The organism is Enterobacter sp. Taxon_8, assembly GCF_058354585.1.
Genome location: NZ_CM177989.1, coordinates 1,833,264 through 1,858,369, shown reverse-complemented (window position 1 = coordinate 1,858,369; position 25,106 = coordinate 1,833,264). Strand labels below are relative to the sequence as shown.

General features: G+C 56.4%; 25 protein-coding genes and 1 pseudogene. 10 read left to right on the top strand and 16 right to left on the bottom strand.

Annotated features, from left to right (window positions below):
- Nucleotides 1-12 precede the first annotated feature (12 nt).
- Both AC4IBF_RS08815 and AC4IBF_RS08810 read right to left on the bottom strand, forming a co-directional pair.
- Nucleotides 13-2,115: a TonB-dependent siderophore receptor gene (locus AC4IBF_RS08815; protein WP_325848371.1), complete on the bottom strand. Its 2,103-nt coding sequence runs from the start codon at nucleotides 2,113-2,115 to the stop codon at nucleotides 13-15.
- A gap of 112 nt (nucleotides 2,116-2,227) precedes the next feature.
- Nucleotides 2,228-2,482 carry a GlsB/YeaQ/YmgE family stress response membrane protein gene (locus tag AC4IBF_RS08810; protein ID WP_008502662.1) on the bottom strand — a complete coding sequence of 85 codons (255 nt, stop codon included), beginning with the start codon at nucleotides 2,480-2,482 and terminating at the stop codon, nucleotides 2,228-2,230.
- Nucleotides 2,483-2,689: 207 nt separating this feature from the next.
- On the opposite strand from AC4IBF_RS08810, the gene ycgR reads away from it, so the two are divergent.
- The gene (gene ycgR / locus AC4IBF_RS08805) at nucleotides 2,690-3,421 is read left to right on the top strand and encodes a flagellar brake protein YcgR (RefSeq protein WP_023312174.1); all 732 of its coding nucleotides are present in this window, start codon (nucleotides 2,690-2,692) and stop codon (nucleotides 3,419-3,421) included.
- Nucleotides 3,422-3,458: 37 nt separating this feature from the next.
- Here ycgR and emtA read toward each other — a convergent pair whose 3' ends face one another.
- Nucleotides 3,459-4,070 (bottom strand): membrane-bound lytic murein transglycosylase EmtA, encoded by a 612-nt coding sequence (gene emtA / locus AC4IBF_RS08800; protein WP_024909815.1) that lies wholly within the window; start codon nucleotides 4,068-4,070, stop codon nucleotides 3,459-3,461.
- A 106-nt stretch (nucleotides 4,071-4,176) separates the two neighbouring features.
- On the opposite strand from emtA, the gene ldcA reads away from it, so the two are divergent.
- Nucleotides 4,177-5,091, top strand: coding sequence for a muramoyltetrapeptide carboxypeptidase (gene ldcA, locus AC4IBF_RS08795; protein ID WP_133294664.1), 915 nt, complete (start codon nucleotides 4,177-4,179; stop codon nucleotides 5,089-5,091).
- Between the two features lie 97 nt (nucleotides 5,092-5,188).
- A complete protein-coding gene (locus tag AC4IBF_RS08790) occupies nucleotides 5,189-6,922 on the top strand; it encodes a potassium/proton antiporter (RefSeq protein ID WP_491463259.1) in 1,734 nt (577 codons plus the stop codon).
- Here the strand turns inward: AC4IBF_RS08790 and AC4IBF_RS08785 are convergent.
- The 3 genes and pseudogenes from AC4IBF_RS08785 to AC4IBF_RS08775 form a co-directional block, all read right to left on the bottom strand.
- Nucleotides 6,863-7,009, bottom strand: a pseudogene (locus AC4IBF_RS08785) (hypothetical protein); the annotation flags it as partial. The gene AC4IBF_RS08790 and the pseudogene AC4IBF_RS08785 overlap by 60 nt on opposite strands.
- Entirely contained in the window at nucleotides 6,970-8,040 is a 1,071-nt protein-coding gene (dadX, locus tag AC4IBF_RS08780; RefSeq protein ID WP_127731402.1) for a catabolic alanine racemase DadX, read from the bottom strand. The gene dadX and the pseudogene AC4IBF_RS08785, both read right to left, overlap by 40 nt.
- Before the next feature lie 9 nt (nucleotides 8,041-8,049).
- A complete protein-coding gene (locus AC4IBF_RS08775) occupies nucleotides 8,050-9,348 on the bottom strand; it encodes a D-amino acid dehydrogenase (RefSeq protein WP_127731404.1) in 1,299 nt (432 codons plus the stop codon).
- A 321-nt stretch (nucleotides 9,349-9,669) separates the two neighbouring features.
- Between AC4IBF_RS08775 and AC4IBF_RS08770 the strand changes: the two genes are divergently transcribed.
- Entirely contained in the window at nucleotides 9,670-11,202 is a 1,533-nt protein-coding gene (locus AC4IBF_RS08770; protein WP_023293929.1) for a SpoVR family protein, read from the top strand.
- Nucleotides 11,203-11,246: 44 nt separating this feature from the next.
- Here the strand turns inward: AC4IBF_RS08770 and fadR are convergent, their stop codons facing one another.
- Entirely contained in the window at nucleotides 11,247-11,966 is a 720-nt protein-coding gene (gene fadR / locus AC4IBF_RS08765; protein WP_023336056.1) for a fatty acid metabolism transcriptional regulator FadR, read from the bottom strand.
- A gap of 200 nt (nucleotides 11,967-12,166) precedes the next feature.
- Between fadR and nhaB the strand changes: the two genes are divergently transcribed.
- Nucleotides 12,167-13,705: a Na(+)/H(+) antiporter NhaB gene (gene nhaB, locus AC4IBF_RS08760; protein WP_252093126.1), complete on the top strand. Its 1,539-nt coding sequence runs from the start codon at nucleotides 12,167-12,169 to the stop codon at nucleotides 13,703-13,705.
- 143 nt (nucleotides 13,706-13,848) lie between these two features.
- Nucleotides 13,849-14,379, top strand: a complete 531-nt coding sequence (gene dsbB, locus AC4IBF_RS08755) for a disulfide bond formation protein DsbB (RefSeq protein WP_133294667.1) — start codon at nucleotides 13,849-13,851, stop codon at nucleotides 14,377-14,379.
- Nucleotides 14,380-14,494: 115 nt separating this feature from the next.
- Here dsbB and ycgN read toward each other — a convergent pair whose 3' ends face one another.
- The 3 genes from ycgN to AC4IBF_RS08740 all read right to left on the bottom strand — a co-directional run bounded on the left by ycgN (nucleotide 14,495) and on the right by AC4IBF_RS08740 (nucleotide 16,011).
- Nucleotides 14,495-14,935, bottom strand: a complete 441-nt coding sequence (gene ycgN, locus AC4IBF_RS08750) for a cysteine cluster protein YcgN (protein WP_024909872.1) — start codon at nucleotides 14,933-14,935, stop codon at nucleotides 14,495-14,497.
- A 93-nt stretch (nucleotides 14,936-15,028) separates the two neighbouring features.
- Nucleotides 15,029-15,688 (bottom strand): fumarylacetoacetate hydrolase family protein, encoded by a 660-nt coding sequence (locus AC4IBF_RS08745; RefSeq protein WP_024909871.1) that lies wholly within the window; start codon nucleotides 15,686-15,688, stop codon nucleotides 15,029-15,031.
- Between the two features lie 47 nt (nucleotides 15,689-15,735).
- A complete protein-coding gene (locus AC4IBF_RS08740; protein WP_029742143.1) occupies nucleotides 15,736-16,011 on the bottom strand; it encodes a YcgL domain-containing protein in 276 nt (91 codons plus the stop codon).
- Nucleotides 16,012-16,134: 123 nt separating this feature from the next.
- Between AC4IBF_RS08740 and minC the strand changes: the two genes are divergently transcribed.
- From minC to minE, 3 genes are read left to right on the top strand one after another with little or no spacing between them, the layout of a single operon-like run.
- On the top strand, nucleotides 16,135-16,842 hold the full coding sequence (minC, locus tag AC4IBF_RS08735; protein WP_111964785.1) for a septum site-determining protein MinC: 708 nt from the start codon (nucleotides 16,135-16,137) through the stop codon (nucleotides 16,840-16,842).
- A 23-nt stretch (nucleotides 16,843-16,865) separates the two neighbouring features.
- Nucleotides 16,866-17,678, top strand: a complete 813-nt coding sequence (gene minD / locus AC4IBF_RS08730) for a septum site-determining protein MinD (RefSeq protein ID WP_023312187.1) — start codon at nucleotides 16,866-16,868, stop codon at nucleotides 17,676-17,678.
- A 3-nt stretch (nucleotides 17,679-17,681) separates the two neighbouring features.
- The gene (minE, locus tag AC4IBF_RS08725; RefSeq protein ID WP_008500504.1) at nucleotides 17,682-17,951 is read left to right on the top strand and encodes a cell division topological specificity factor MinE; all 270 of its coding nucleotides are present in this window, start codon (nucleotides 17,682-17,684) and stop codon (nucleotides 17,949-17,951) included.
- 74 nt (nucleotides 17,952-18,025) lie between these two features.
- Here minE and rnd read toward each other — a convergent pair whose 3' ends face one another.
- From rnd to yoaA, 5 genes are all read right to left on the bottom strand, one after another.
- Nucleotides 18,026-19,153 (bottom strand): ribonuclease D, encoded by a 1,128-nt coding sequence (rnd, locus tag AC4IBF_RS08720; protein WP_127732801.1) that lies wholly within the window; start codon nucleotides 19,151-19,153, stop codon nucleotides 18,026-18,028.
- A gap of 71 nt (nucleotides 19,154-19,224) precedes the next feature.
- On the bottom strand, nucleotides 19,225-20,910 hold the full coding sequence (gene fadD, locus AC4IBF_RS08715) for a long-chain-fatty-acid--CoA ligase FadD (RefSeq protein ID WP_072253790.1): 1,686 nt from the start codon (nucleotides 20,908-20,910) through the stop codon (nucleotides 19,225-19,227).
- Nucleotides 20,911-21,113: 203 nt separating this feature from the next.
- The gene (locus AC4IBF_RS08710; protein ID WP_111964786.1) at nucleotides 21,114-21,695 is read right to left on the bottom strand and encodes a Slp family lipoprotein; all 582 of its coding nucleotides are present in this window, start codon (nucleotides 21,693-21,695) and stop codon (nucleotides 21,114-21,116) included.
- Between the two features lie 37 nt (nucleotides 21,696-21,732).
- On the bottom strand, nucleotides 21,733-22,428 hold the full coding sequence (gene tsaB, locus AC4IBF_RS08705) for a tRNA (adenosine(37)-N6)-threonylcarbamoyltransferase complex dimerization subunit type 1 TsaB (protein WP_023293934.1): 696 nt from the start codon (nucleotides 22,426-22,428) through the stop codon (nucleotides 21,733-21,735).
- A 66-nt stretch (nucleotides 22,429-22,494) separates the two neighbouring features.
- Nucleotides 22,495-24,405 (bottom strand): DNA repair helicase YoaA, encoded by a 1,911-nt coding sequence (yoaA, locus tag AC4IBF_RS08700; protein ID WP_136195765.1) that lies wholly within the window; start codon nucleotides 24,403-24,405, stop codon nucleotides 22,495-22,497.
- A 133-nt stretch (nucleotides 24,406-24,538) separates the two neighbouring features.
- Here yoaA and AC4IBF_RS08695 point away from each other — a divergent pair, with 133 nt between their 5' ends.
- Nucleotides 24,539-24,883, top strand: a complete 345-nt coding sequence (locus AC4IBF_RS08695; protein WP_008500498.1) for a RidA family protein — start codon at nucleotides 24,539-24,541, stop codon at nucleotides 24,881-24,883.
- 6 nt (nucleotides 24,884-24,889) lie between these two features.
- Here the strand turns inward: AC4IBF_RS08695 and AC4IBF_RS08690 are convergent, their stop codons facing one another.
- Nucleotides 24,890-25,072 (bottom strand): YoaH family protein, encoded by a 183-nt coding sequence (locus tag AC4IBF_RS08690; protein WP_008500497.1) that lies wholly within the window; start codon nucleotides 25,070-25,072, stop codon nucleotides 24,890-24,892.
- Nucleotides 25,073-25,106: the final 34 nt, after the last annotated feature.

Below are 25,106 nucleotides of genomic sequence, written 5' to 3'. Positions count from 1 at the left end.
ACAGGGAGTTACCTAGAAGCTGTAACTCGCCCCTAGCTGATACGTCCTGTCACGCCCAATCCAGCAGTTGGTCGCATCGTAGCAGGTCAGCGTCTCTTTGTTGGTGATGTTCTGCGCGCTGGCCTTAAGCGTCAGCCCTGCCAGGGAAGGCAGGATCTCGCCCATCCGATATGAAGCCGCCAGATCGTACTGGGTGGTGCCGCCCAGCTTACCCGTATCGTTAGCCGGAGAGATCTCCATTGGCCCGGTGTAGCGTGCGCCTGCGCCCAGCATCAGCCCTTTCAGCGCGGTGCTCTCAAAGGTGTAATCCCCCCAGAGGTTAAAGGCATTCTCCGGGACCTGCGTCGGACGTTTACCTTTGTACTTGTCATCTTCCCTGTTGATCGCGTGGGTGTACGCATAGTTGGCAATCAGCGTCAGGTTGTCCGTCGGACGGCTAATGGCGGAGAGCTCTGCCCCTTTAGATTCCACTTCCCCGGTCTGACGATAGTTCAGGAAGCCCGGATCGGAGGTGACGACATTTTTCTGACGGATGTTAAACACCGAGGCGGTAAAGGTGGTAGCGTAGTCGGCCAGCAGATATTTTACCCCGCCTTCCACCTGCCTGCTGGTGGTTGGCTTAACGTCTTTCGCCACGAGCGTGCCCTGCGGCGACACCGGCGCAAAACCTTCGGAATAGCTGATAAACGGCGAAATCCCGCTATCGAAGGCGTAAAGCGCGCCCAGGCGTTTGGTGACGCGATCCTGCGACACCCAGGCCTTATCACCGTTTTGCAGGTAGTTGGTGGTGACGGAGCGGTAATCATCGTAGCGCAGGCTGCCCAGCAGGTTGAGACCGCCAAACTCTACCTGATCCTGCAGGTAGTAACCGTTTTGCTGATAGCTGAGGCGGTTTTTCTGGGCGGTATAGAGCCCCAGCGCGCTTTCCTGGATTTGCGAATAGTCAGGATGCCGCATATCGATACCCGGCGTGGCCGACGCGTAGCGGTAGTGGAAGTGGGAGTTCAGCTTCTGGTAGTCAAACCCGGCCAGCAGGTGGTGTTTCCACTCGCCCAGCGCAACGGTTTTGGTCACCTGGTTGTCAATGTTGAAGCTCTGCAGATCTTCATCCGTGGTGTAGGCAAAGCGGTTGAGCTGATAGACCTCGCTTCCCGTCCCCGTTGCATACACGCTGCGCTGATGGGTATCGACATCAAAATAGCGCGCCTTCTGATTAAAGCCCCAGCCGCTGTCAAATTCATGTTCAAAGCTGTAGCCCAGCATCCACTGACGCTGCTTAAACCCGCTCCACTCATCACCGGCGTAGTCGCGCTTGCCCGCGTATTTCGAGCGCAGGTAGGCGAGCGGCAGCGGGTTAGACGGCGTCAGGCTCGGGGTGTTTTGCGCCAGCGCGTCCAGGGTAAGGCGGGTTTTGCTGTCGGGTTGCCAGGCAACGGACGGGGCAACCAGGTAGTTTTCATACCGGGTGGAGTGCGGCTGATCGTCGTTTTCCGTGGCTTTGCCCAGCAGACGGTAGTTCCAGTTGCTGTCGGCAACCTGCCCGGTTGAATCGAGATAGCCCTCTTTCAGATTACGGTTTCCGGTGTTAACGCCGATTTCGGTTCGGGCTTCACGCTGCGGTTTTTTGCTTTGAATATTCACCAGCCCGCCCGGTGAACCGCCGCCGTAAAGTACCGATGAGGGGCCTTTCAGGATATCAACGCTGTCAATCAACAGCGGATCGATTCGCGCTTTGGTATTGCCGGTAACGTTATAGGGCAGCTGCAGCCCGTTGTAGAACTCCTGGTCGACGGTAAAGCCACGAATTTTATATTCGCTCATGTACGACGTATTCCCCCGCACCTCGGTTGAAACGCCCGGAGCATAGCGCAGGATTTCATTCACGGAATTAGCATGACGCTTTTCAATTTCCGGCGCAGAGACGGTCGTGATGACCTGCGGCGTTTTACTTTCGGCAACGGCCGATTTCGTGGCGCTGTTCGTCCAGGCCGGCAGCGCGCTGCCCTGCTCTGAGCCGGTGACGACGATAGTGGATTCTTCGGCGAATGCCGGAACATGCAGTGCGAGCGTGACGGCGCCTGCCAGGGCGCATAGCGTAAAACGTGAGGTATTCATAATGTCGTCTTGTTGTTAGATGCAATACGGAACGACAATTATTATCATTTAGATTAACAAATCAATACGCAGGCAAAAAAACGGCCCTCCTCAGAGAGCCGTTTATGTGAATTTATGCTCGTCGCAGTAACCTGAATATGCCCAGCACCACAATGGCACCCACGACAGCGACCAGAAAACTGTGCAGGTCGAAACCACTTATGTTGCCTCCAAAACCAAACATCGTCGCCAGCCAGCCGCCCACAACCGCACCAACGACCCCGAGTACACAGGTCAAAATAAAACCGCCGCCATCGTTTCCCGGCATGATCAGTTTAGCGATAGCGCCAGCAATAAGACCAAAGATAATCCAGGCGATGATACCCATAGCGATGCCCTCTTGCAGGTTTAACGCATGCGCAGAAAACCTTCTGCACAGCTAACTTAAGTATAGGTCATCGCCGGAAAACCATTTTCATCTCACCGACTTATCTTTGGTTAAACAGGCAAAAAAACTCACCGGTTTGTATTAAGTTTCATTGCAGATTGCCGATAACGCTAAGACAGTCTGTCATCAATCAAGGAGCCATCCGGCGTGAGTCATTACAGTGAGCAGTTCCTCAAGCAAAATCCGCTGGCTGTATTAGGGGTATTACGCGACCTGCAAAAAGGTGAAGTGCCGCTGCGCATCAGCTGGTCGAATAATCAGTTCATCAGCAAGATCCTTGACGCCTCGCAGGATCGGCTGGTGATTGATCTAGGCAGTCAGGAGTACGAAAACCGCGCGGCGCTGAAAGCGGAGAACATCGCGGTGATGGCCGAAACGCAGGGGGCCAAAGTGGAGTTTGTCCTGTCGCGACTGGAACTCAGCGAATACCAGGGACTTCCGGCTTTTGTGACCCCCCTTCCGACCAATCTCTGGTTTGTTCAACGTCGTGAATATTTCCGCATCAGCGCCCCGCTCCATCCCGCCTATTTTTGTAAGGCCAAAATGCCGGACAAAAAAGAGATCCGCTTTCGCCTCTTCGATCTGTCGCTTGGCGGCATGGGCGCACTGATGGATACGCCGAAACCCGACGGGCTGGTAGAGGGCATGCGGTTTACGCAAATTGAACTGGATATGGGTGGCTGGGGTCGCTTCTATTTCGATGCGCAGCTGATTGCCATCAGCGACCGCACCGTCGTGGACAGCAAAAACGAAACCATCACCACGCCGCGTCTGAGCTTCCGCTTCCTGAACGTCGGGCCAGGCGCAGAGCGTGAGCTTCAGCGTATTATCTATTCCCTGGAGCGGGAGGCGCGGGAACGCGCAAATAAAGTCCTGTGAAGAAATCGGGCAGCGTGACCGCCGCCCGTCTGCGGCATTACATGGCATCCATCGCTTTCTGTACTTTCCAGATATAACGAGGCGCCTGTGGTGCCGGATGATTTTTCGCCACGTGTTCAAAGAATTCGTCTTTGTCCATGCCGTTAATCTCTTCAATCGCCTCTTTGCGGTCAGAAGAGAAGGTTCTGAGCAACGCGCCGGCACCGTTAACGTAAGACACCACCAGCGCGTACTGCATCACCTCCGGATCCTTAATGCCCTTCAGCACGCCATGCTCCATGATGCTCAGATAGGCCGTGCCCATTGAAATGTTGCGTTCCGGGTTCTTCAGCTCGCTAGTCGACGGCTGGCCGCTCCAGCCCATATAGCGGTAAACTTCTTTCCCCGCCGTTGACGCTTTAAGCTGCATCAGGCCCACCGCGTTGGATTTGCTGACGAGGGTGGGATTACCGCCTGACTCCACCGCGATGATCGCCGTGATGAGGCGCGGACTGACGCCCCAGGCCTTCCCGGCTTGCTCACTGATCGGCATCCACTGCATGGCCCGCTTCACCGGCACTTCCGGGTTCCAGGGCGGGTTTTGATAATCATGTTTTGAACTACAGCCAGCGAGCAACACAATCAAAAAAGCAAACCATCTCAATTTCACGTCATCTATCCTTATAGCCGGTCATTGCGGTGCGCCGCTCTTGAAGCAGGCGGCGAATAAGCGGCATGATATAGACAATTAGTTTCTCATTCAGCAAGGATTTGCCATGTCTCAGTTTCATCTCATCGCGCCGTCGGGCTACTGCATTAACCAGGACGCGGCGCAGCGGGGCGTTCAGCGTTTACTGGAGTCGGGCCACCAGGTAGAAAATCAGACAATTATCCCCCGCCGCCAGCAGCGTTTTGCCGGTACCGAAGCGCAGCGGCTGAATGATATCAATAGTCTGGTGAGCCTGACGGGCGAAAACCGGATTGTGCTGGCGGTGCGCGGCGGATATGGTGCGAGCCGGTTACTGGAGAGCATTGACTGGCAGGGGCTGGCACAGCGTCAGCAGCAGGATCCGCTGCTGATCTGCGGCCACAGCGATTTCACCGTCATCCAGCTTGGGCTGCTGGCGCTGCATGACATTATCACCTTCAGCGGCCCAATGCTGGCCGGTAACTTCGGCGCACCGGAGCTGGATGCGTTTACCGTGGAACACTTCTGGCGCGCGCTGCGCAATTCCACCTACAGCGTGGAGTGGCAAGGCAATGGACCGCACTGGGAATGTGAAGGTCAGCTCTGGGGCGGTAACCTGGCGATGCTGGTCTCGCTTATCGGCACGCCGTGGATGCCGCAAATCGAGGACGGCATTCTGGTGCTGGAAGATATCAACGAACATCCGTTCCGCGTCGAGCGCATGCTGTTGCAGCTCTATCATGCCGGTATTCTTGAGCGCCAGTCCGCAATTGTGCTGGGCAGCTTCAGCGGCTCTGCCCCGAATGACTATGACGCGGGTTACTCCCTGGAAACCATGGTTGAGTTCATTCGCTCGCGGCTGGATGTTCCGGTCATCACCGGTCTGGATTTTGGTCATGAGCAGCAAACCGTGACCCTGGCGCTGGGTGCGCACGCCTCCCTGATCCACAATGATTCAGGCAGTCGGCTGACCATCAGCGGCCATCCTGTCATAAAGGCATAAAAAAGCCGTTATACCCCCTTAATAAAACGCTGTTGCCGTCGTTAATATGTTAGGGTTTTAGTAACAGCGTTAACATTGAGGTGGGAGTAAGAGAACATTGGATGCCGCAGCGATAATCAGCCTTTTCATTCTGGGTTCGGTCCTTGTAACCAGCAGTATTTTATTAAGTTCATTTTCATCGCGTCTCGGCATACCTATTCTTGTCATTTTCCTCGCCATCGGCATGCTGGCCGGCATTGATGGTATTGGTGGTATCCCATTCGATAACTACCCTTTCGCCTACATGGTGAGTAACCTCGCGCTGGCGGTGATCCTGCTGGACGGCGGGATGCGCACCCAGGCAAGCTCCTTCCGCGTGGCCTTAGGGCCCGCGCTGTCGCTCGCGACGGTTGGCGTGTTGATTACCTCAGGCCTCACCGGAATGATGGCCGCATGGCTTTTCCATCTCAACATCATGGAAGGTTTGCTGATTGGCGCGATTGTTGGCTCAACCGATGCGGCAGCGGTGTTTTCCCTGCTCGGCGGAAAAGGGCTTAACGAACGCGTCGGCTCCACGCTTGAAATTGAATCCGGCAGTAACGATCCGATGGCGGTGTTTCTCACCATCACGCTGATTGAGATGATTCGGCAGCACGAGACGGGCCTGAGCTGGATGTTCGTCTGGCATATCCTGCAGCAGTTCGGGCTGGGGATTGTTATTGGCCTGGCGGGGGGATACCTCTTACAGCAAATGATCAACCGCATCTCCCTGCCCGCGGGGCTTTACCCCCTGCTGGCGCTGAGCGGCGGCATTCTTATTTTTGCCGTTACCACCGCGCTGGACGGCAGCGGCATTCTCGCCGTCTATCTCTGCGGTTTCCTGATGGGCAACCGACCGATCCGTAACCGTCATGCCATTTTGCAGAACTTCGACGGCCTGGCCTGGCTGGCACAAATTGGCATGTTCCTGGTGCTGGGCCTGCTGGTTACGCCTTCGGACCTGCTGCCGATCGCCGTTCCGGCGCTGCTGCTGTCCGCGTGGATGATCTTCTTCGCCCGTCCGCTGTCGGTATTTGCAGGACTGCTGCCGTTTCGCGGCTTCAACCTGCGCGAGCGGGTCTTTATCAGCTGGGTGGGCCTGCGCGGCGCGGTACCGATTATTCTTGCGGTCTTTCCGATGATGGCCGGTCTGGATAACGCCCGGCTGTTCTTTAACGTGGCGTTCTTCGTGGTGCTGATTTCGCTGCTGTTCCAGGGAACGTCCCTCGGGTGGGCGGCGAAGAAAGCCAAAGTCGTGGTGCCTCCCGTGGGCTGGCCGGTCTCTCGCGTGGGGCTCGATATTCACCCAGAGAATCCTTGGGAACAGTTTGTCTATCAGCTGAGCGCTGACAAATGGTGCGTGGGGGCCTCGCTGCGCGATTTGCACATGCCGACTGAAACGCGCATTGCCGCCCTGTTCCGCGATAATGTCCTGCTGCACCCTACAGGCAGCACCCGCCTGCGCGAAGGGGATATTCTCTGCGTGATTGGCCGCGAGCGCGACCTGCCCGCGCTGGGCAAACTGTTTAGCCAGTCGCCTCCGGTGGCGCTGGATCAGCGTTTCTTCGGCGATTTTATTCTGGAAGCCAGCGCTAAATTTGCCGATGTGGCGCTGATTTACGGCCTGGATGAAGGGCTGGAGTACCGCGACAAGCAGCAAACGCTGGGGGAAATCATTCAGCAACTGCTGGGGGCGGCCCCTGTTGTCGGCGACCAGGTGGAGTTCGCCGGGATGATTTGGACGGTTGCGGAGAAAGAAGATAACGCGGTCAGGAAAGTCGGCGTCAGGCCGATGGAAGATGAAGCGGAGTAGCGGTTTTTTTGCCGGGTGGCGCTTGCGCCACCCGGCACTAATACTCGTTACACCGTCACAACCGGCACTCGCGGAGCCAGGGCACACATCAGTTCATACCCCACCGTGCCCGCAGCGGCAGCAACGTCATCAATCTTGATTTCGTTACCCCACAGCTCGACCGGTGAACCGATGCCCGCCTGCGGGCATGGCGTCAGGTCAACGGCCAGCATATCCATTGATATGGTGCCCACCGTTCCCGTGCGAACCCCATCGACCCAGACAGGCGTGCCGGTCGGCGCGATGCGCGGGTAGCCGTCGGCATAGCCGCCCGCCACGATGCCAATCCGCTGTTCGCCCTTTGCCCGGTAGCGGCTGCCGTAGCCCACCGTGTCGCCGGCCTTCAGGGTTTGCACGCCAATGATTTCGCTGCGCAGGGTCATCACCGGCTTCAGGCCGCTGTTGGCGATGTCCTGCCACTGGCCCGAGGGTGACGCACCGTAAAGAACGATCCCCGGACGCACCCAGTTGTAGTGCGCCTCAGGATGCCAGAGCGTGGCCGCCGAATTTGACAGCGAGCGCGGGCAGTCCAGCCCTTCTGCCGCCTGCTCAATGCGGACCATGGCATCGGCAATGCCGTCCGGTTTTTCCGCGTCGGCAAAATGGGCCATCAGCGTCATTTCGCCCACGTTTTTCATGGCGCGCAGCTGCTGCCAGACCGTATGCACGCGCTCAGGCTGGAAGCCCAGGCGGTTCATGCCGCTGTTCACCTTGAGGTAAATATCCAGCGGCGCGTGGAGTTTCGCATCCTGAATCGCCTTAATCTGCCAGTTGCTGTGAACGCTGGTGGTCAGCCGATATTTATCCAGCAGCGGCAGATCGTCCGCGTGGAAGAAGCCCTCCAGAAGCAGTATCGGCCCTTTCCAGCCGCGCTCGCGCAGCAGAATGGCCTCTTCCAGATTCAGGAGCGCAAAGCCATCGGTGGCGCTCAGGGCGCTCCAGATACGGTCAATACCGTGGCCGTAGGCATTCGCTTTCACCACAGACCAGACGCGCGAACCAGGCGCCGCCCGGCGAACAATTTGCAGATTATCCTTCAGGGCCTGCAGGTTCAGCTGGGCCAGAACAGGACGGGACATGACAACTCCTTAGCTATGCGCGCCGTGCAGGTGCTGTGGACGCGACGGCGTAAACCCCGATTGATAGCGCGCGGCGCTTAAATCGTCAAACGGAATGGCCGGCGTGCGCCCGGAAATCAGGTCGCTCAGCAGCTGGCCCGATCCGCAGGCCATCGTCCAGCCAAGCGTGCCGTGTCCGGTATTGGTCCACAGGTTTTTGAACGGCGTGCGCCCCACGATCGGCGTGCCGTCCGGGGTCATCGGACGCAGGCCGGTCCAGAACGTCGCCTGCTCAACAAAACCTCCTCGCGGGAAGAGATCGCCCACGACCATCTCCAGCGTTTCCCGACGCGGTTTCAGCAGCTCGGTGTTGAAGCCGACGATCTCCGCCATGCCGCCTACGCGGATGCGGTTATCGAAGCGGGTAATGGCGATTTTGTAGGTTTCATCCAGAATGGTCGACACCGGAGCGCCGCTCTCTTCTTTTACCGGAATGGTCAGCGAGTAGCCCTTCAGCGGGTAGACCGGAATATCGAGAATACCTTTCAGCATGGCGGTGGAGTACGAACCAAACGCCATCACGTAGGCATCGGCTTTGATCACCTCCTCGCCGCACTTCACGCCGTAAATTTTTTCCCCTTCCGACAGCAGCTTGTCGACAGAGGTGTTAAAGCGGAATTTCACCCCCGCCTGTTCGCACATTTGCGCCAGACGCTGCGTAAAGAGCTGGCAGTCGCCGGTTTCGTCATTCGGCAGGCGCAGGCCGCCCGTCAGCTTATGCGCAACTTCCGCCAGCGCCGGTTCAACCTGGCCTAGCTGGCTGGCTTCCAGCAGCTGGTAAGGTACACCGGCATCTTCCAGCACGGCGATATCGCGGGTGGCATTTTCGTACTGCTGCTCGGTGCGGAACAGCTGCAGCGTCCCGCCCTGGCGGCCTTCATACTCAATACCCGTCGACGCGCGCAGCGCTTTCAGGCAGTCGCGGCTGTATTCCGCCAGGCGCACCATGCGCCCTTTGTTCTCCATGTAGTGGCGGGTGTCACAGTTGCGCAGCATCTGCCACATCCACTTGAGCTGGAACTGCGTGCCGTCAAGGCTGATGGCCAGCGGCGCGTGGCGCTGGAACATCCATTTAATCGCCTTCAGCGGAACGCCCGGCGCTGCCCACGGTGCCGCATACCCCGGAGAGATTTGCCCGGCGTTCGCCGCGCTGGTTTCAAGCGCAGGACCGGACTCACGATCGATAACGGTGACGTCATGTCCCGCCTGACTTAAATACCAGGCGCTGGTTACCCCAACGACACCACTTCCCAGTATGACAACACGCATAGCCACTCCATTATGTGTAAAAGAACAATCTTCTAATTACAGATTGATAACCTAGTTGAAAATATTATTCAACATACGACTTTTTTATGGTGACTTACCTCACACATCCCCCAGCATCAGGGGATAGTGCTAATTTGGGATCTCCTGCTGCGCGTTATTTTTAACCAGCATAAAATGCTGATGGACACCGTTTTTTTGCCGTATCAAAAACGCGAAATCGCAAAGAAAAAATTTCTGCCCCAGCACGCTTTTTAACACGTTGATCTATGCTTGAAAGGAGGCTCTCCAGACAGAGAGAGCACCCACAACGAGGGCGCGCTAATGGCTACTATTGATTCCCTGAACAAGGACAACACACGTCTGAGCGATGGACCCGACTGGACCTTCGAGCTGCTGGATGTTTACCTCGCCGAGATCGACCGGGTCGCAAAACTGTACCGCCTGGATACCTATCCCCATCAGATTGAAGTCATTACGTCCGAACAAATGATGGACGCCTACTCCAGCGTCGGGATGCCGATTAACTATCCGCACTGGTCTTTTGGTAAGAAATTCATTGAAACGGAGCGGCTGTATAAGCACGGGCAGCAGGGTCTGGCGTATGAGATCGTCATCAACTCCAATCCGTGTATCGCCTATTTAATGGAAGAGAACACCATCACCATGCAGGCGCTGGTGATGGCGCACGCCTGCTACGGGCACAACTCCTTTTTCAAGAATAACTATCTGTTCCGCAGCTGGACGGATGCCAGCTCCATCGTCGATTACCTGATCTTCGCCCGTAAATACATTACCGACTGCGAAGAGCGCTACGGCGTGGACGAAGTGGAAAAACTGCTCGACTCCTGCCACGCGCTGATGAACTACGGCGTGGACCGCTACAAACGTCCGCAGAAAATCTCCCTGCAGGAGGAGAAAGCCCGGCAGAAAAGCCGCGAAGAGTATCTGCAAAGCCAGGTGAACATGCTGTGGCGCACCCTGCCGAAGCGTGAGGAGGAAAAAACGATCGCCGAAGCGCGTCGTTATCCGTCCGAGCCGCAGGAAAACCTGCTCTATTTTATGGAGAAGAACGCCCCGCTGCTAGAGCCGTGGCAGCGTGAGATCCTGCGTATCGTGCGCAAGGTGAGCCAGTATTTTTACCCGCAAAAGCAGACGCAGGTGATGAACGAAGGCTGGGCGACCTTCTGGCACTACACTATCCTCAACCATCTGTACGACGAGGGGAAAGTCACCGAGCGGTTCATGATGGAGTTCCTCCACAGCCATACTAACGTGGTGTTCCAGCCGCCCTACAACAGCCCGTGGTACAGCGGCATTAACCCGTATGCCCTTGGCTTTGCCATGTTCCAGGACATTAAGCGTATCTGCCAGTCGCCGACGGAAGAAGACAAGTACTGGTTCCCGGATATCGCCGGGTCAGACTGGCTGGAAACGCTGCACTTTGCGATGCGCGACTTTAAGGATGAGAGCTTCATCAGCCAGTTTATGTCGCCGAAGATCATGCGTGACTTCCGCTTCTTCACCGTGCTGGACGATGACCGCAACAACTATCTGGAGATTTCAGCAATCCATAACGAAGAGGGATACCGTGAGATCCGCTCTCGCCTTTCCTCCCAGTACAACCTGAGCAACCTTGAACCGAATATTCAGGTATGGAACGTCGATTTGCGCGGTGACCGCTCCCTGACGTTGCGCTATATCCCGCACAATCGCGCGCCGCTGGATAAAGGGCGTAAAGAGGTGCTGAAGCATGTGCATCGCCTGTGGGGATTTGACGTGCAGCTGGAGCAACAGAATGAAGACGGCAGCGTCGAGCTGCTGGAACGTTGCCCGGCGCGGTTGAATACGCTGTAGCGCCACCCGACGAAAAAAAACCTCTCATACGAGAGGTTTTTCTTTTAGCGGGTCTGAATCGCTAAATCACCCGGCAGCGTTTTCTGCATACGGTGCCAGATTTCACCGGAATCGTGACCGTAGCGGCGCACCGTCTCATAAACCTGATCGTGCAGGCCTTCGGTACAGAGCTTGCTCAGCTTATGGTAGAAGCCCAGCGCCAGGCTGCGGGCTTCCGGATTGGCAAAGTAGTGGCGGCCAATGCGGGTATAGAGCCCTTTCATACCGTTGAGGATCAGGCCGTAAACCGGGTTGCCGGAGGCAAACGCCAGGCCGCGAAACACGTTGTAATCGAGGGTGGCAAAGGCATCGGCATGATCTTCCACCTCGTTCGCGCTGGCCAGCACCGCAAGGGCGTCTTCCGGATGCTGACGGAAAGCTGTACGAATAAAGATCGTCGCGATGTTGGTGCGAACGGAGAGCAGATTATCAATGAGCTGCGGCACGCTTTCATGGTCGAGACGCGCCAGCGTTTCAAGAATGTTTAACCCGGATGTTTCCCAGAAGTTGTTTACTTTCGTAGGCTTACCATGCTGGATCGTCAACCAGCCATCGCGCGCCAGCCGCTGAAGCACTTCACGCAGCGTGGTGCGAGTGACGCCAATCAGTTCAGAGAGTTCGCGTTCAGCCGGAAGAATGGACCCCGCAGGGAAACGATTATTCCAGATGCTTTCAATGATGTACTCTTCCGCGAAACCCGCCGGGCTCTGCGCCTTAATGACCATAGTGAGATTTCCATTACACAGCTTTAGCAAATTGGACTCATCATACCAGAGGCAGCCAGTGGCAGGTAGCGCGGCAAAGAGAGAAAAGAGGGATCGCCGTTTCATTTTTGTGAAATTTACAATGCCGCCTCATCCGCCTCCAGGCCGCATTTTTTGCGTATACTGATGTTTTGTCTTACTTGACGGGAAGGACGTCTGTTGTGGAAATTTCTTTTGGGCGCGCGCTGTGGCGCAATTTTTTAGGTCAGTCTCCTGACTGGTATAAGCTGATACTGCTGGTTTTCCTGGTCGTTAATCCCATCATTTTTAGTGTGAATCCCTTTATCGCCGGCTGGCTGCTGGTGGCAGAGTTTATCTTCACCCTGGCCATGGCGCTAAAATGTTATCCCCTGCTGCCGGGCGGATTGCTGGCGTTTGAAGCCGTCGTCATCGGCATGACCAGCGCCGAACATGTCAAAGCAGAGCTGGCGTCAAATCTCGAAGTGCTTCTGCTGCTGATGTTTATGGTGGCGGGCATCTACTTCATGAAACAGCTCCTGCTGTTTATCTTCACGCGCCTGCTGCTCAGCATTCCGTCAAAAATGTTCCTCTCGCTGGCGTTTTGCCTTGCCGCCGCCTTCCTGTCGGCCTTCCTGGACGCGCTGACGGTCGTCGCGGTGGTGATAAGCGTCGCGGTTGGGTTTTACGGTATTTATCACCGCGTGGCCTCCTCTCGTCCGGGTGAAGATTTGCAGGATGACAGTCACGTCGATGCGCATAACCGTGACGTGCTGGAACAGTTCCGCGCGTTTCTGCGCAGCCTGATGATGCACGCTGGGGTCGGTACCGCGCTGGGCGGCGTAATGACCATGGTGGGCGAGCCGCAAAACCTGATCATTGCCAAAGCGGCGGGCTGGCACTTCGGTGATTTCTTCCTGAGAATGGCCCCGGTCAGCGTACCGGTGCTTATCTGCGGCCTGGCGACCTGTCTGCTGGTGGAAAAATTTCGCCTCTTTGGCTATGGGGCCCAACTCCCGGAGCCGGTACGTCAGGAACTGCATAAATTCGATCTGCAGAGCCGACGCCAGCGGACCCGCCAGGAGACGCTGCGCCTGATTGCTCAGGGGATCATCGGCGTCTGGCTTATCGCCGCGCTGGCGCTTCATCTTGCCGAAGTGGGGCTGATAGGCCTGTCAGTCATTATTCTCGCCACCACCTTTACCGGCGTGACGGACGAACATGCCATCGGTAAAGCGTTTACCGAAGCCCTGCCGTTTACCGCCCTGCTGGCGGTGTTCTTTGCGGTCGTGGCGGTGATTATCGACCAGCATCTCTTCGCGCCGATTATTGCCTTTGTATTACAGGCGTCACCGGATGCTCAGCTGTCGCTGTTTTACCTGTTTAACGGCCTGCTCTCGTCAATCTCAGATAACGTCTTTGTCGGGACGGTCTACATCAACGAGGCCAAAGCCGCTATGGAGCAAGGCGTTATCAGCGCCAGACAGTTTGAGCTACTGGCCGTGGCGATCAATACCGGCACCAACCTTCCGTCGGTGGCGACGCCAAACGGCCAGGCCGCCTTCCTGTTCCTGCTGACCTCCGCTCTCGCGCCGCTCATACGTCTTTCTTATGGCCGGATGGTGTGGATGGCGCTGCCCTACACGCTGGTGCTCACGATCGTGGGATTGCTTTGCGTCAAAATTACCCTCATTCCCTGTACGCAATGGTTGATACAAGCGGGTATACTTGCGGCGCAGTAAACTATGCATCTCGGGCAGTTCGCTGCCCGTTTGCCTTTTCGCACGATAAACATCCAATTACGTTTTATTTCGCCAGGTACAGGTGGCGTGAAAAACGAATTCGTTTACACTGCGCTTTCTAAGCATGTTCCAGGGAAATGATTATGTTGAGATTTTTAAACCAGTGCTCCCGCGGTCGCGGAGCGTGGTTGTTAATGGCCCTGACCGCCTTTGCGCTGGAAATGGTCGCGCTGTGGTTCCAGCACGTAATGGGACTGAAACCTTGCGTGCTTTGTATTTACGAACGCTGCGCGCTGTTCGGCATTATGGGGGCGGGCCTGGTGGGCGCAATTGCGCCGAAATCGCCGCTTCGCTATGCCGCTATTGCGATCTGGCTCTACAGCGCCTGGAAAGGGATTGAACTCTCCTGGCAGCACACCATGATGCAGCTGCATCCGTCACCGTTTATGACCTGCGATTTTGCCGCCCGCTTCCCGAGCTGGCTGCCGCTGGATAAATGGCTGCCGCAGGTGTTTGTCGCATCCGGTGACTGCTCCGTTCGTCAGTGGGAATTCCTGATGCTGGAGATGCCGCAGTGGCTGGTAGGCATTTTTGCCGCCTACTTCATCGTGGCGCTGCTGGTGCTGATCGCTCAGCCGTTCAAACCGAAGAAACGCGATCTCTTTGGGCGCTAAGTTGCCCGGCGGCACTTCGCTTGCGCGGGCCTACGGTTTTGTAGGTCGGGTAAGCGCAGCGCCACCCGACACAACCGCGCATAATAAAAAACCCGCTTCGGCGGGTTTTTTAATCTCAACGGGTCGGGTGATTCATGATGTGATCTTCCCAGTCCCGCACCTCGGACTCTTTCACCGCAATGTGGCGCACAGAGATACGCTCGCCGTGCATCGCCGCTTTTGAACCGGTTAACAACGGATGCCAGTCAGGCAGACCTTTCCCTTCCGCCAGCAGGCGATACGCGCAGGTATGCGGCAGCCATTCAAACGTCGGCAGATTATCCCGGGTTAACTTTATGCAGTCCGGCTCAAATTCAAACCGGCGCTCATAGTTGCGGCACTGGCAGGTTTTAATGTTTAGCTGCTTGCAGGCAACGTTGGTGAAGTAGATTTCATCCGTATCTTCATCCATCAGCTTGTGCAGGCAGCACTGCCCGCAGCCGTCGCACAATGATTCCCATTCCGCGTCAGTCATGTCGTCGAGAGTTTTGCTTTGCCAGAAAGGGATGTCGTTCATCAGGATGTCCACACGTCAAAAGAAAGCGCACCTTATAACGAGTCTGGCACGTTGTTGCAAGTTTTGCCGCCCTCTTCAGGCGGCAAGATGGGATTACAGCACGCGGGTTTTCAGCGACAGACCGTTAAAACCGACCTCCAGCTCGTCACCGCTCACGAGCGGGCCAACGCCTTCCGGCGTGCCGGTCAGGATCACATCACCCGGTTTCAGGGTAAAGAAGCGGCTCATGTAGGCGATCAGCGGCACAATCTTATGGATCATGTCTGCCGTGGTGCCCTGCTGGCGGATCTCGCCGTTAACCTTCAGGCTGAGTGGGGTATCCTGCGGATCGCCGGTAAATTCGCTCACCGGCACAAACGCCGAGATCGGGCAGGAATTATCAAACCCTTTGGCTTTTTCCCACGGCTGCCCTGCTTTCTTCATTTTTCCCTGCACGTCACGCAGGGTCAGGTCCAGCGCCACGCCGTATCCGGCAATCGCTTTCTGAACATGTTCTTCTGAGGCCTGGCGAAGCGTTGCACCAATCAGCACGGCAAGTTCCACTTCGTGATGCACCGAGCCGAGCCCCTGCGGCAGCGCCAGCGGCTGGCGGATATCGCAAAGCGCCGTTTCAGGCTTAATAAACAGAACCGGCTCTTCTGGCGTCGCGCTGCCCATCTCCTGAATATGTTTTGCATAGTTGCTGCCTACGCAAACCACTTTGCTGACGGGATAATCCAGTAATGCACCTTGCCAGTTATGATGTTGATACATGGTCGACCCCTAAACGGTTGATGTGTTGTGCGCAAAAACAGTTGAGGCTATTTTTTACCGTTCGCCTCAAGATGCTGTTTTAATAAATTCTCGGGTGGCGGTGGAAGCTGTAAATAATAGCCCTGCTCGGCTAAGGCCGTTTTCACTTTATCCAGATCGGCATTAATCAGTTTCTTACGACCATCAAGCGGCAGCAGCATAGCCAGCTGTGGTCGGCCAAAGTTCTTCATTAATTCTTCAGGCACGCGTGAAAAATCGTCTTTCTTTTCGACATAAAGATAGGTCTGGTCACGGCTTGTACTTCTGTAGATCACACAAAACATGTTTTTACTCTGAATTAATGGGTGGTTGCTTGCCTCAATATACTCCTGACTATAACATGCCTGATACTCTTCGGAATATCGCAGCGAGTGGTTGCGGTTAATAGCAAATTGAGTAAGGCCAGGATGTCAAACACGCCCATCGAGCTTAAAGGCAGTAGCTTCACCTTATCAGTGGTACATTTGCATGATGCAAAACCCGAGGTTATTCGTCAGGCGTTAGAAGACAAAATCGCCCAGGCTCCCGCCTTTCTGAAGCACGCCCCTGTTGTGATCAACGTCAGCGGTCTTGAGGCGCCGGTAAACTGGAAACTTCTCCAGCAGGCCGTCTCCTCCACCGGACTGCGTATCGTGGGCATCAGCGGCTGCAAAGATTCTGAGCTGAAAGCGGAAATTGAGCGTGCGGGGCTGCCCCTTCTGAATGAGGGCAAAGAAAAAGCCTCGCGTGCGGCCCCCGTTGCCGTCGAAACACCCCCTCCTGCGGTGCAAAACGTTACTACCGTCACAAAAACGCGAATGATTGATGTGCCGGTTCGTTCCGGTCAGCGCATTTATGCACCAAACTGTGATCTGATTGTTACAAGCCACGTCAGTGCTGGCGCTGAGCTGATTGCAGATGGCAATATTCACGTATACGGTATGATGCGTGGACGTGCGCTCGCAGGTGCAAGTGGCGATCGAGATGCGCAAATATTTTGTACTCACCTGACGGCGGAACTGGTGTCCATCGCAGGTGAATATTGGCTGAGCGACAAGATCCCAGCCGAATTTTATGGCAAAGCGGCTCGCCTGCTTCTGGCAGACGACGCGTTGACCGTTCAACCGTTGAATTGATCCCTTTTTAACAAGGAATTTCTATGGCACGCATTATTGTTGTTACTTCGGGTAAAGGAGGCGTTGGCAAGACCACCTCCAGCGCGGCCATCGCTACTGGTTTGGCCCAGAAGGGAAAGAAAACCATCGTTATCGACTTCGATATCGGTCTGCGTAACCTCGACCTCATCATGGGATGTGAGCGTCGCGTCGTGTATGACTTCGTGAACGTCATTCAGGGCGATGCCACGCTGAACCAGGCGATGATTAAAGACAAGCGCACCGAGAACCTCTACATTCTCCCGGCATCTCAGACGCGTGACAAAGACGCCCTGACCCGTGAAGGGGTGGAAAAGGTGCTCGACGATCTGAAAAAAATGGATTTCGACTTCATTGTCTGCGACTCCCCTGCCGGCATCGAAACCGGTGCCCTGATGGCGCTCTACTTCGCTGATGAAGCGATCATCACCACCAACCCTGAAGTTTCATCCGTGCGTGACTCAGACCGCATTCTGGGGATCCTCGCCTCTAAATCCCGTCGTGCGGAAAATGGCGAAGACCCGATTAAAGAACACCTGCTGCTCACCCGCTACAATCCGGGCCGCGTGAACAAAGGTGACATGCTGAGCATGGAAGACGTGCTTGAGATCCTGCGCATTAAGCTGGTCGGCGTTATCCCGGAAGATCAGTCCGTGTTACGCGCCTCTAACCAGGGCGAGCCAGTGATCCTTGATACAATGGCAGATGCAGGTAAAGCTTACGCCGATACCGTTGACCGTCTGCTGGGAGAAGAACGTCCTTTCCGCTTCATTGAAGAAGAGAAGAAAGGTTTCCTCAAACGCCTGTTCGGAGGATAAGTTATGGCATTACTGGACTTTTTTCTCTCGCGGAAAAAGAACACCGCCAACATCGCAAAAGAACGTCTGCAAATTATCGTTGCGGAGCGTCGTCGTAGCGACGCCGAGCCTCACTACCTGCCGCAGCTGCGCAAGGACATCCTGGAAGTGATCTGTAAGTACGTGCAGATTGACCCGGAGATGGTGACGGTGCAGCTGGAACAAAAAGACGGGGATATTTCGATTCTGGAGCTGAACGTGACGCTCCCGGAAGCGGAAGAGTCGCGTCCGTAGGTTTGTGATTTCATAGCCCCGGTAAGCGCAGCGCCACCGGGGGAATATGCCGGGTTTATCACCCGGCATATTTTTTATCGCGGATAGCCTTCCAGCAGCGTATTCAGGCGATCGGCCATCAATTCCCCGCGCCATCCCGCCATCATTTCCGGCACGCCATTCTGCGGCTTCAGCTTCCAGTGCCAGTTCAGCAGCTGGTTAATCTGACGACGTGAGGCGAGCAGTTCCGCGCTCAGTTTGCTTTCGGTTGCAACTGCCTGCACCAGCGCTTTGATGTCCTTGAAAGCCTTGCGATAGCCCGGCATGTCCATCAGGTTCAGCAGCGGTTCCGGCAGCGCATCTTCCGGCAGCTCCTGCGCTTTTGCGACCAGCGCCAGCAGGGTTTTACCGTGGAAACGGATCTCGCTGCCCGAAAGCCCAATGCTGTCAAGCTCGCCGAGGCTGCCCGGCATATAGCGCGCCACCGCCCAGAGATGCTCTTCACGGACGACGAAGTTAACGGCCAGGTCGCGCTCGCGTGCTTTACGCAAGCGCCAGTCTGCCAGCAGCTGCAGGCATGCCAGCTGACGCGTTCGCAGCTGCCAGGCGTTGCTGATATCGCGCCATGCCTCTTTCGGATCCACCACTTCCTGACGGCGCTGCTGGGTCATTCGGCACTCGTCCAGCGCAGCAGCGAGCCATCCGGAGGCTTCCGCCTCTTTCATCAGCTGTCCGGCGATCGGCAGCAGGTAAAACACGTCTGCCGCCGCATATTCCAGCTGGCGTGCGGTTAGCGGACGCGCCAGCCAGTCGGTGCGGGATTCACTCTTATCCAGCGTCAGGCCCGTATACTCCTCCACCATGGCGGCAAAACCCCACGACAGCGGACGACCGCTGAACGCCGCGAGGATCTGCGTATCAATCAGCGGCTGAGGCATGATGCCAAAGGTGTTCAGAAAGACTTCCAGATCTTCACTGCCCGCGTGCAGGTATTTCGTCACGGCGGTATCGAGCAGCAGGTCACGCATCGGCGTCCAGTCGGTAATGCCGAGAGGGTCGATCAGCGACACGTGTTTACCGTCGTACATCTGAATCAAACCCAGCTGCGGATAATAGGTTCGGGTACGGACAAACTCGGTATCCAGGGCAATGGCAGGAAAGTCGCGCGTCACTTCGCACAGCGAAGCCAGCTCGTCGTTAGTCGTGATCATCTGGTAATTCAAAACGGATTCTCTTTTGTTTGCGCCCATAAAAAACGCCGGCTTAACCGGCGTCTGGGCGATTAGCGTGAAGCTCAGGCCTTATTGTCTACTTTGGCACGGGCTTCGTCACGTAATTCTCGTCGTAATATCTTCCCGACGTTGGATTTCGGCAACTCGTCGCGGAATTCCACCAGCTTCGGCACTTTATAGCCCGTCAGCTGACGACGACAAAACGTTATCAGCGCTTCCTCGGTGAGAGAAGGATCTTTCTTGACCACAAATATCTTCACCGCTTCACCGCTGCTGCCGGAAGGCACCCCTACTGCTGCCACTTCGAGTACGCCGCTGTGCTGCATAACCACGTCTTCGATCTCATTCGGATAGACGTTGAAGCCGGAGACCAGAATCATATCTTTCTTGCGATCGACAATACGCAGGAAGCCTTCCTCATCCATCACCGCGATGTCACCGGTATGCAGCCAGCCGTCTTTGATGATTTCGTCGGTCGCGTCGGGACGCTGCCAGTAGCCCAGCATCACCTGCGGACCTTTGACGCACAGCTCACCCGGCTCACCCGGCGCAACTTCATTATCGTTATCATCGACCAGTTTCGCTTCAGTGGAAGGAACGGGCAGACCAATGCTTCCGCTGTGATAGTCGATATCATGCGGGTTAACGCTGACCAGCGGCGCGCATTCCGTCAGGCCATAGCCCTCCAGCAGATACTGACCGGTGAGCTTCACCCAGCGCTCGGCAACCGCCTGCTGGACCGGCATGCCGCCGCCCGCAGAGAGGTGCAGCGTGGAGAAGTCCAGCTGCTGGAACTCTTTGTTATTAAGCAGCGCGTTGAAAAGGGTATTTACCCCGGTCATGGCGGTGAACGGGTATTTTGCCAGCTCTTTCACCAGTCCCGGGATATCGCGCGGGTTGGTGATCAGCACGTTTTGACCGCCGAGCTCAATAAACAGCAGGCAGTTCATGGTCAGTGCGAAAATGTGGTACAGCGGCAGCGCCGTAATGACCAGCTCTTTGCCGGGATGCAGCAGCGGCCCGTAGGTTGCGTTGACCTGCTCAAGGTTCGCCAGCATGTTGCGGTGGGTCAACATAGCGCCTTTCGCCACGCCGGTGGTACCGCCGGTATACTGCAGGAAGGCGAGATCTTCTGAGACCACTTCCGGCTTGACGTACTGCATCCGATAGCCCGCATGCAGCGCCCTGCGGAAGGAGATAGCGTCCGGCAGGTGATATTTTGGCACCAGACGCTTGACGTATTTGACGACAAAGTTAACCAGCGTGCCTTTGGCGGTAGAGAGCTGGTCCCCCATGCGCGTCAGGATGACGTGTTTCACCTGGGTTTTGTCGACCACTTTTTCCAGCGTATGGGCAAAGTTGGACACAATGACAATCGCGACCGCGCCGCTGTCGTTAAGCTGATGCTCCAGCTCGCGCGGGGTGTACAGCGGGTTGACGTTGACGACAATCATCCCGGCACGCAGGATACCGAACAGCGCCACCGGGTATTGCAGCAGGTTTGGCATCATCAGCGCGACGCGGTCCCCTTTTTGCAGCCCCAGCCCTTCCTGAAGATACGCCGCAAACGCCCGGCTGCGCTCCTCCAGCTTACGGAACGTCATCACCTCGCCCATATTCACGAATGCGGGCTGGTCCGCGTAGCGCCTTACCGAGTGTTCAAATAATTCCACCAGGGATTGATAACGGTCAGGATTGATCTCAGCAGGAACATCTGCGGGATAACGGTTAAGCCAAACCTTCTTCAATGCATCACCTCTGAAATGAGTGTTCGTCGTCATCACAACCCCGATAATAAACAGTTTGTTAACATTATATTAACTCAGCGTACCAGTTTATTAATTGTTCAGATTTAAGGTTGCGAAGCGCGTCACTCTTTTTTTTCGTTTTATCCGTAAAAAAACAGAGACAGCGGCTGAGCCGCTGTCTCTTTTCTAACAATAACAGTAAGTTACTCAGTAACGATCGTCTGTACCTGTGCAGGTCCCGGGTTATACCAGCCCCAGCCCGGGTAGCCGTAACGATAAGGATGCGGACCCCACATCCACGGATCGATCGGCTGAGGCGGCATGATCACCTGCTGTGCTAACCGCCAGCGCTTATATCCGTTGACCTGCATGGTCATAAATTTATACGGCGTGCTGCCGATTTTGCCCTGTACGGCGCCGGTAATCGGCCCGACAACGGTCACTAGCTGTCCGCGAAAATCGACCGGATCGAGGAAACCACTCACGTCCGCGTAGATACGCCCGCGAGAGGCCTCGCCCAGTACAGGCCGCGCGCCGCTGTCCAGCGGAACGGTTGCGATCTCCAGGCGGGTTTTCCCCTGCTGGTTTTGTACGTCTATCACCTTACCGCCAAAGCGCGCTTCCTGGCCGACGTACAGCTCAGGGGCATTCATCACCCGAACCAGATCCTGCTGTGGCGTCGGGCTGGTGCCCTTAATCGCATCAGGAACGGAAACGCATCCGCTCAGTGCTATGGCAACTGCGCCTGCCATAATAAGGCGTACTACTTTAGTCTGGACCGCCATGATGCGACTCCTTTTTCTCAGTTCCTGTTACTGAGATTCACTCGCGGCCCGGAAGTTTCTTCCACGCAACGGTGTTTCGCAAATAAACCGGCTCCGCGTGTTCAACGGCCACGGTTTTGCCTGCTGCGAGCAGCTGGCTGGCAATCGGAAGCATATCTTCCGCAGCCGGCAGAAGCATGTTGCCGTCCACCAGCGTCAACCCGGTGTCGTTCGCCATCTCAGGCCACGCTGGCCAGCCGGTGCCGACGGTTGCCCACTCGCCTGACAGCTGCTTCAGTCGTTCAGTGACCGCTTCCGGCTTAAGCACGGCTTCCGTCTCTTCACCGTGCCACACGCCCTGCTCGTCGCGGGTGTATTCGGCCCAGTAAACTTCGCCCATGCGGGCATCAATCGCGGCCAGCACGCGCGTTGCCCCGGTCATGCGCCATGCTCCCTGCGCCATGGTGGCGAGGGTAGAGACGCCGATCATCGGCAGTTCGGCGCCCAGCGCCAGCCCCTGCGCAATGCCAATCCCGATACGTACGCCCGTAAAGCTTCCGGGGCCACGGCCAAAGGCCAGCGCGTCGAGGTCGGTTAAAGAGGTGTTGCCCTGGGTTAAAATGGCTTTTACCAGGGGCAGAATGCGTTGGGTGTGTTCCCGGGGGCACTCTTCGAAATGGGCAGAAACAGCACCGTCGTTCAACAGAGCGACAGAGCAAGCCTCTGTCGCGGTATCAATAGCCAGAATTCGCATCAGTCGTCGCGCTCTCGCAAGGGTCAGTCACAAAATGGCGCGCATCTTAGCACACTCCGGGGTAAATTACTCCGCCGTTGGATTTGCCAGGAAACGCACCGCGCGTTTTATGTCCCGCGTCCGCGGCGCGGGCGGCAGGCTTGCAAGGAAGGTTGCCCCGTAAGGACGCATCACCAGCCGGTTATCGCAAATGACCAGCACGCCCCGATCGGTGACGTCACGGATTAGGCGCCCTACCCCTTGCTTAAGGGTAATGACCGCATCCGGGAGCTGAACCTCATCAAACGGATCGCCGCCGCGCAGGCGGCAGTCTTCCATCCTCGCCTTGAGCAGCGGATCGTCCGGGGAGGTAAACGGAAGCTTATCAATGATCACGAGCGAGAGCGTATCGCCGCGCACGTCCACCCCTTCCCAGAAGCTGCTGGTGGCTACCAGCAGGGCATTTCCGGCGCTGACAAACTGCTGGAGCAGCTGACCTTTGCTGGTTTCGCCCTGCAGCAGCACCGGCAGCGTCATGTTGGCGCGGAACTGCTCGGCGAGGTCGCGCATCATAGCGTGAGAGGTGCAGAGCATAAAACAGCGGCCGTTGTTGGCCTCGATCATCGGTTTTAACATCGCGGCCAGATGGCGCGCCGCACCCGGCTGGTTCGGCAGCGGCAGATTACGGGGAACACAGAGCAGCGCCTGCTTTTCGTAATCGAACGGGCTGGGCAGGAGCAAGGATTCCGCCTGCTCAATGCCGAGACGCTCGGTGAAGTGATGCAGATCGTCATTCACCGACAGGGTTGCCGAGGTGAAGATCCAGCTTCCCGGCTTTTGCGCCATCACCTCTTTAAATTTATCCGCCACCGTCAGCGGCGTGAGCGCCAGTGTGAAATGCCGCGAAGTGCATTCATACCAGTAGCTGTACCCCGGCTGATTGATCTCTTTAAGCCGTTTGAGCCGCCCGCGATACAGCGTGGCGCGCTCGAAGGCCGCGTCCAGCAGGGCGGAACGTCCAAGCGACAGTTTCGCCACGTCGTAGCAGAGTTCAAGGGCATCATCGAGCAGCAGCAGCGCGCGCTGGATGTCTTTGTCCGCCAGCAGCTCGCGCAGGTTGCCGCGATAGCCCGGCTCGCCGAGCTGTAAACGGAAATCCTGCGCGCTCTGCGCCAGACGGTCGGCGCACTTCTGCAGCTGCTGGGTATCTTTGAGTTCGGTCCGGTAGGCAATGGTGAAATCTTTCGCCAGATCCTGCAGCTGGCGGCTGGAAAGCGACTGACCAAAGTACTGGCTGGCGATATCCGGAAGCTGGTGGGCCTCGTCGAAGATCATCACGTCCGCCTCCGGAATCAGCTCGCCGAAACCGCTATCCTTGACGACCATATCCGCGAGGAACAGATGGTGGTTCACTACCACCACATCCGCATCCATCGCCGTTTTGCGCGCTTTCACCACGAAGCAGTCTTTATACAGCGGACAGTCGCTGCCGAGACAGTTGTCGTTAGTGCTGGTCACCAGCGGCCAGGCCGGGGAATCTTCCGGCACGCTCGCGCAGGTGCTGATATCGCCCTCTTCCGTCTGGTTCGCCCAGGCGCGAAGAATAATGACGTCGCTCAGGGTTTGCACCGGCAGGTCGCCGCCCGCCAGCGCCTGCTGCTCAAGACGTTCCAGGCAGAGATAATTAGAGCGTCCCTTCAGCAGGGCTAAACGGCCTTTGTATTTCAGCGCCTTGGCCACCGTGGGCAAATCGCGGCTGTAGAGCTGATCCTGCAGCGCCTTCGATCCGGTGGAAATGATCACCTTTTTTTTGGCCCGCAGCGCCGGAGCAAGGTAAGCATACGTTTTACCCGTGCCGGTTCCGGCTTCGACCACCAGCGGCTGAGTCTTATCAATGGCGCGTGCAACGGCATGCGCCATCTGGCGCTGAGGTTCACGGGGTTTGAAGCCGGGAATAGCCTGCGCTAATTGACCTTCAGGGGAAAAATCGTCTGCCACGGTGCTCTCTCACTGTATTTTTGCACAGGGATTATGTCAGCCCATCCTCTCCTGTGCCACCCCAAATAGTGACGACACGAGAACAATATGGCAGTCTTGCCGCCTGACGACGAAAAATAACGAGGAAACGTTTATGACAATTGTGCGCATTGATGCCGAAGCCCGCTGGTCTGATGTGGTTATCCATAACCAGACGCTCTACTACACCGGCGTACCGGCTAACCTGGATGCGGATGCGTTCGAGCAAACGGCTAACACTCTGGCGCAGATTGATGCGGTGCTGGAAAAACAGGGCAGCGACAAATCCCGCATTCTGGATGCGACGATTTTCCTGGCAAACAAAGATGATTTCGCGGCAATGAACAAAGCCTGGGATGCGTGGGTTGTGGCGGGTCACGCGCCTGTACGCTGCACCGTACAGGCCACGCTGATGAAGCCGGAATACAAGGTAGAGATTAAGATTATCGCGGCGGTTTAAGCACGATTACTCTTCATCTTCATCCTCGAAACGCGCCACGATCCGCTCGCCGGTATGCGTGGCGCGCAGTTCTTCCGCCACCTGGGAAATCGCCTGTCCGCTGCTCATCCCCTGGGACATCAGTTCCTGAATTCGCTCAACCGCTTTCTGCTGCTGTTCATGGCTCAGAGAAGGTAAACCTGCAAACATCGTCAACTCCTGCTAAATTATTCGCGCTAATTAT

Excerpts from the sequence above, each read along its gene's own strand:
- AC4IBF_RS08695 (WP_008500498.1), top strand. The coding sequence starts at position 24,539 with ATGACAATTGTGCGCATTGATGCCGAAGCCCGCTGGTCTGATGTGGTT.
- AC4IBF_RS08710 (WP_111964786.1), bottom strand. The coding sequence starts at position 21,695 with ATGGCGGTCCAGACTAAAGTAGTACGCCTTATTATGGCAGGCGCAGTT.
- ycgN (WP_024909872.1), bottom strand. The coding sequence starts at position 14,935 with ATGAACGACATCCCTTTCTGGCAAAGCAAAACTCTCGACGACATGACT.
- dadX (WP_127731402.1), bottom strand. The coding sequence starts at position 8,040 with ATGTCCCGTCCTGTTCTGGCCCAGCTGAACCTGCAGGCCCTGAAGGAT.
- minD (WP_023312187.1), top strand. The coding sequence starts at position 16,866 with ATGGCACGCATTATTGTTGTTACTTCGGGTAAAGGAGGCGTTGGCAAG.
- AC4IBF_RS08770 (WP_023293929.1), top strand. The coding sequence starts at position 9,670 with ATGGCTACTATTGATTCCCTGAACAAGGACAACACACGTCTGAGCGAT.
- dsbB (WP_133294667.1), top strand. The coding sequence starts at position 13,849 with ATGTTGAGATTTTTAAACCAGTGCTCCCGCGGTCGCGGAGCGTGGTTG.
- AC4IBF_RS08745 (WP_024909871.1), bottom strand. The coding sequence starts at position 15,688 with ATGTATCAACATCATAACTGGCAAGGTGCATTACTGGATTATCCCGTC.
- AC4IBF_RS08775 (WP_127731404.1), bottom strand. The coding sequence starts at position 9,348 with ATGCGTGTTGTCATACTGGGAAGTGGTGTCGTTGGGGTAACCAGCGCC.
- ldcA (WP_133294664.1), top strand. The coding sequence starts at position 4,177 with ATGTCTCAGTTTCATCTCATCGCGCCGTCGGGCTACTGCATTAACCAG.
- fadR (WP_023336056.1), bottom strand. The coding sequence starts at position 11,966 with ATGGTCATTAAGGCGCAGAGCCCGGCGGGTTTCGCGGAAGAGTACATC.
- AC4IBF_RS08815 (WP_325848371.1), bottom strand. The coding sequence starts at position 2,115 with ATGAATACCTCACGTTTTACGCTATGCGCCCTGGCAGGCGCCGTCACG.
- tsaB (WP_023293934.1), bottom strand. The coding sequence starts at position 22,428 with ATGCGAATTCTGGCTATTGATACCGCGACAGAGGCTTGCTCTGTCGCT.
- AC4IBF_RS08690 (WP_008500497.1), bottom strand. The coding sequence starts at position 25,072 with ATGTTTGCAGGTTTACCTTCTCTGAGCCATGAACAGCAGCAGAAAGCG.
- AC4IBF_RS08740 (WP_029742143.1), bottom strand. The coding sequence starts at position 16,011 with ATGTTTTGTGTGATCTACAGAAGTACAAGCCGTGACCAGACCTATCTT.
- minE (WP_008500504.1), top strand. The coding sequence starts at position 17,682 with ATGGCATTACTGGACTTTTTTCTCTCGCGGAAAAAGAACACCGCCAAC.
- AC4IBF_RS08810 (WP_008502662.1), bottom strand. The coding sequence starts at position 2,482 with ATGGGTATCATCGCCTGGATTATCTTTGGTCTTATTGCTGGCGCTATC.
- minC (WP_111964785.1), top strand. The coding sequence starts at position 16,135 with ATGTCAAACACGCCCATCGAGCTTAAAGGCAGTAGCTTCACCTTATCA.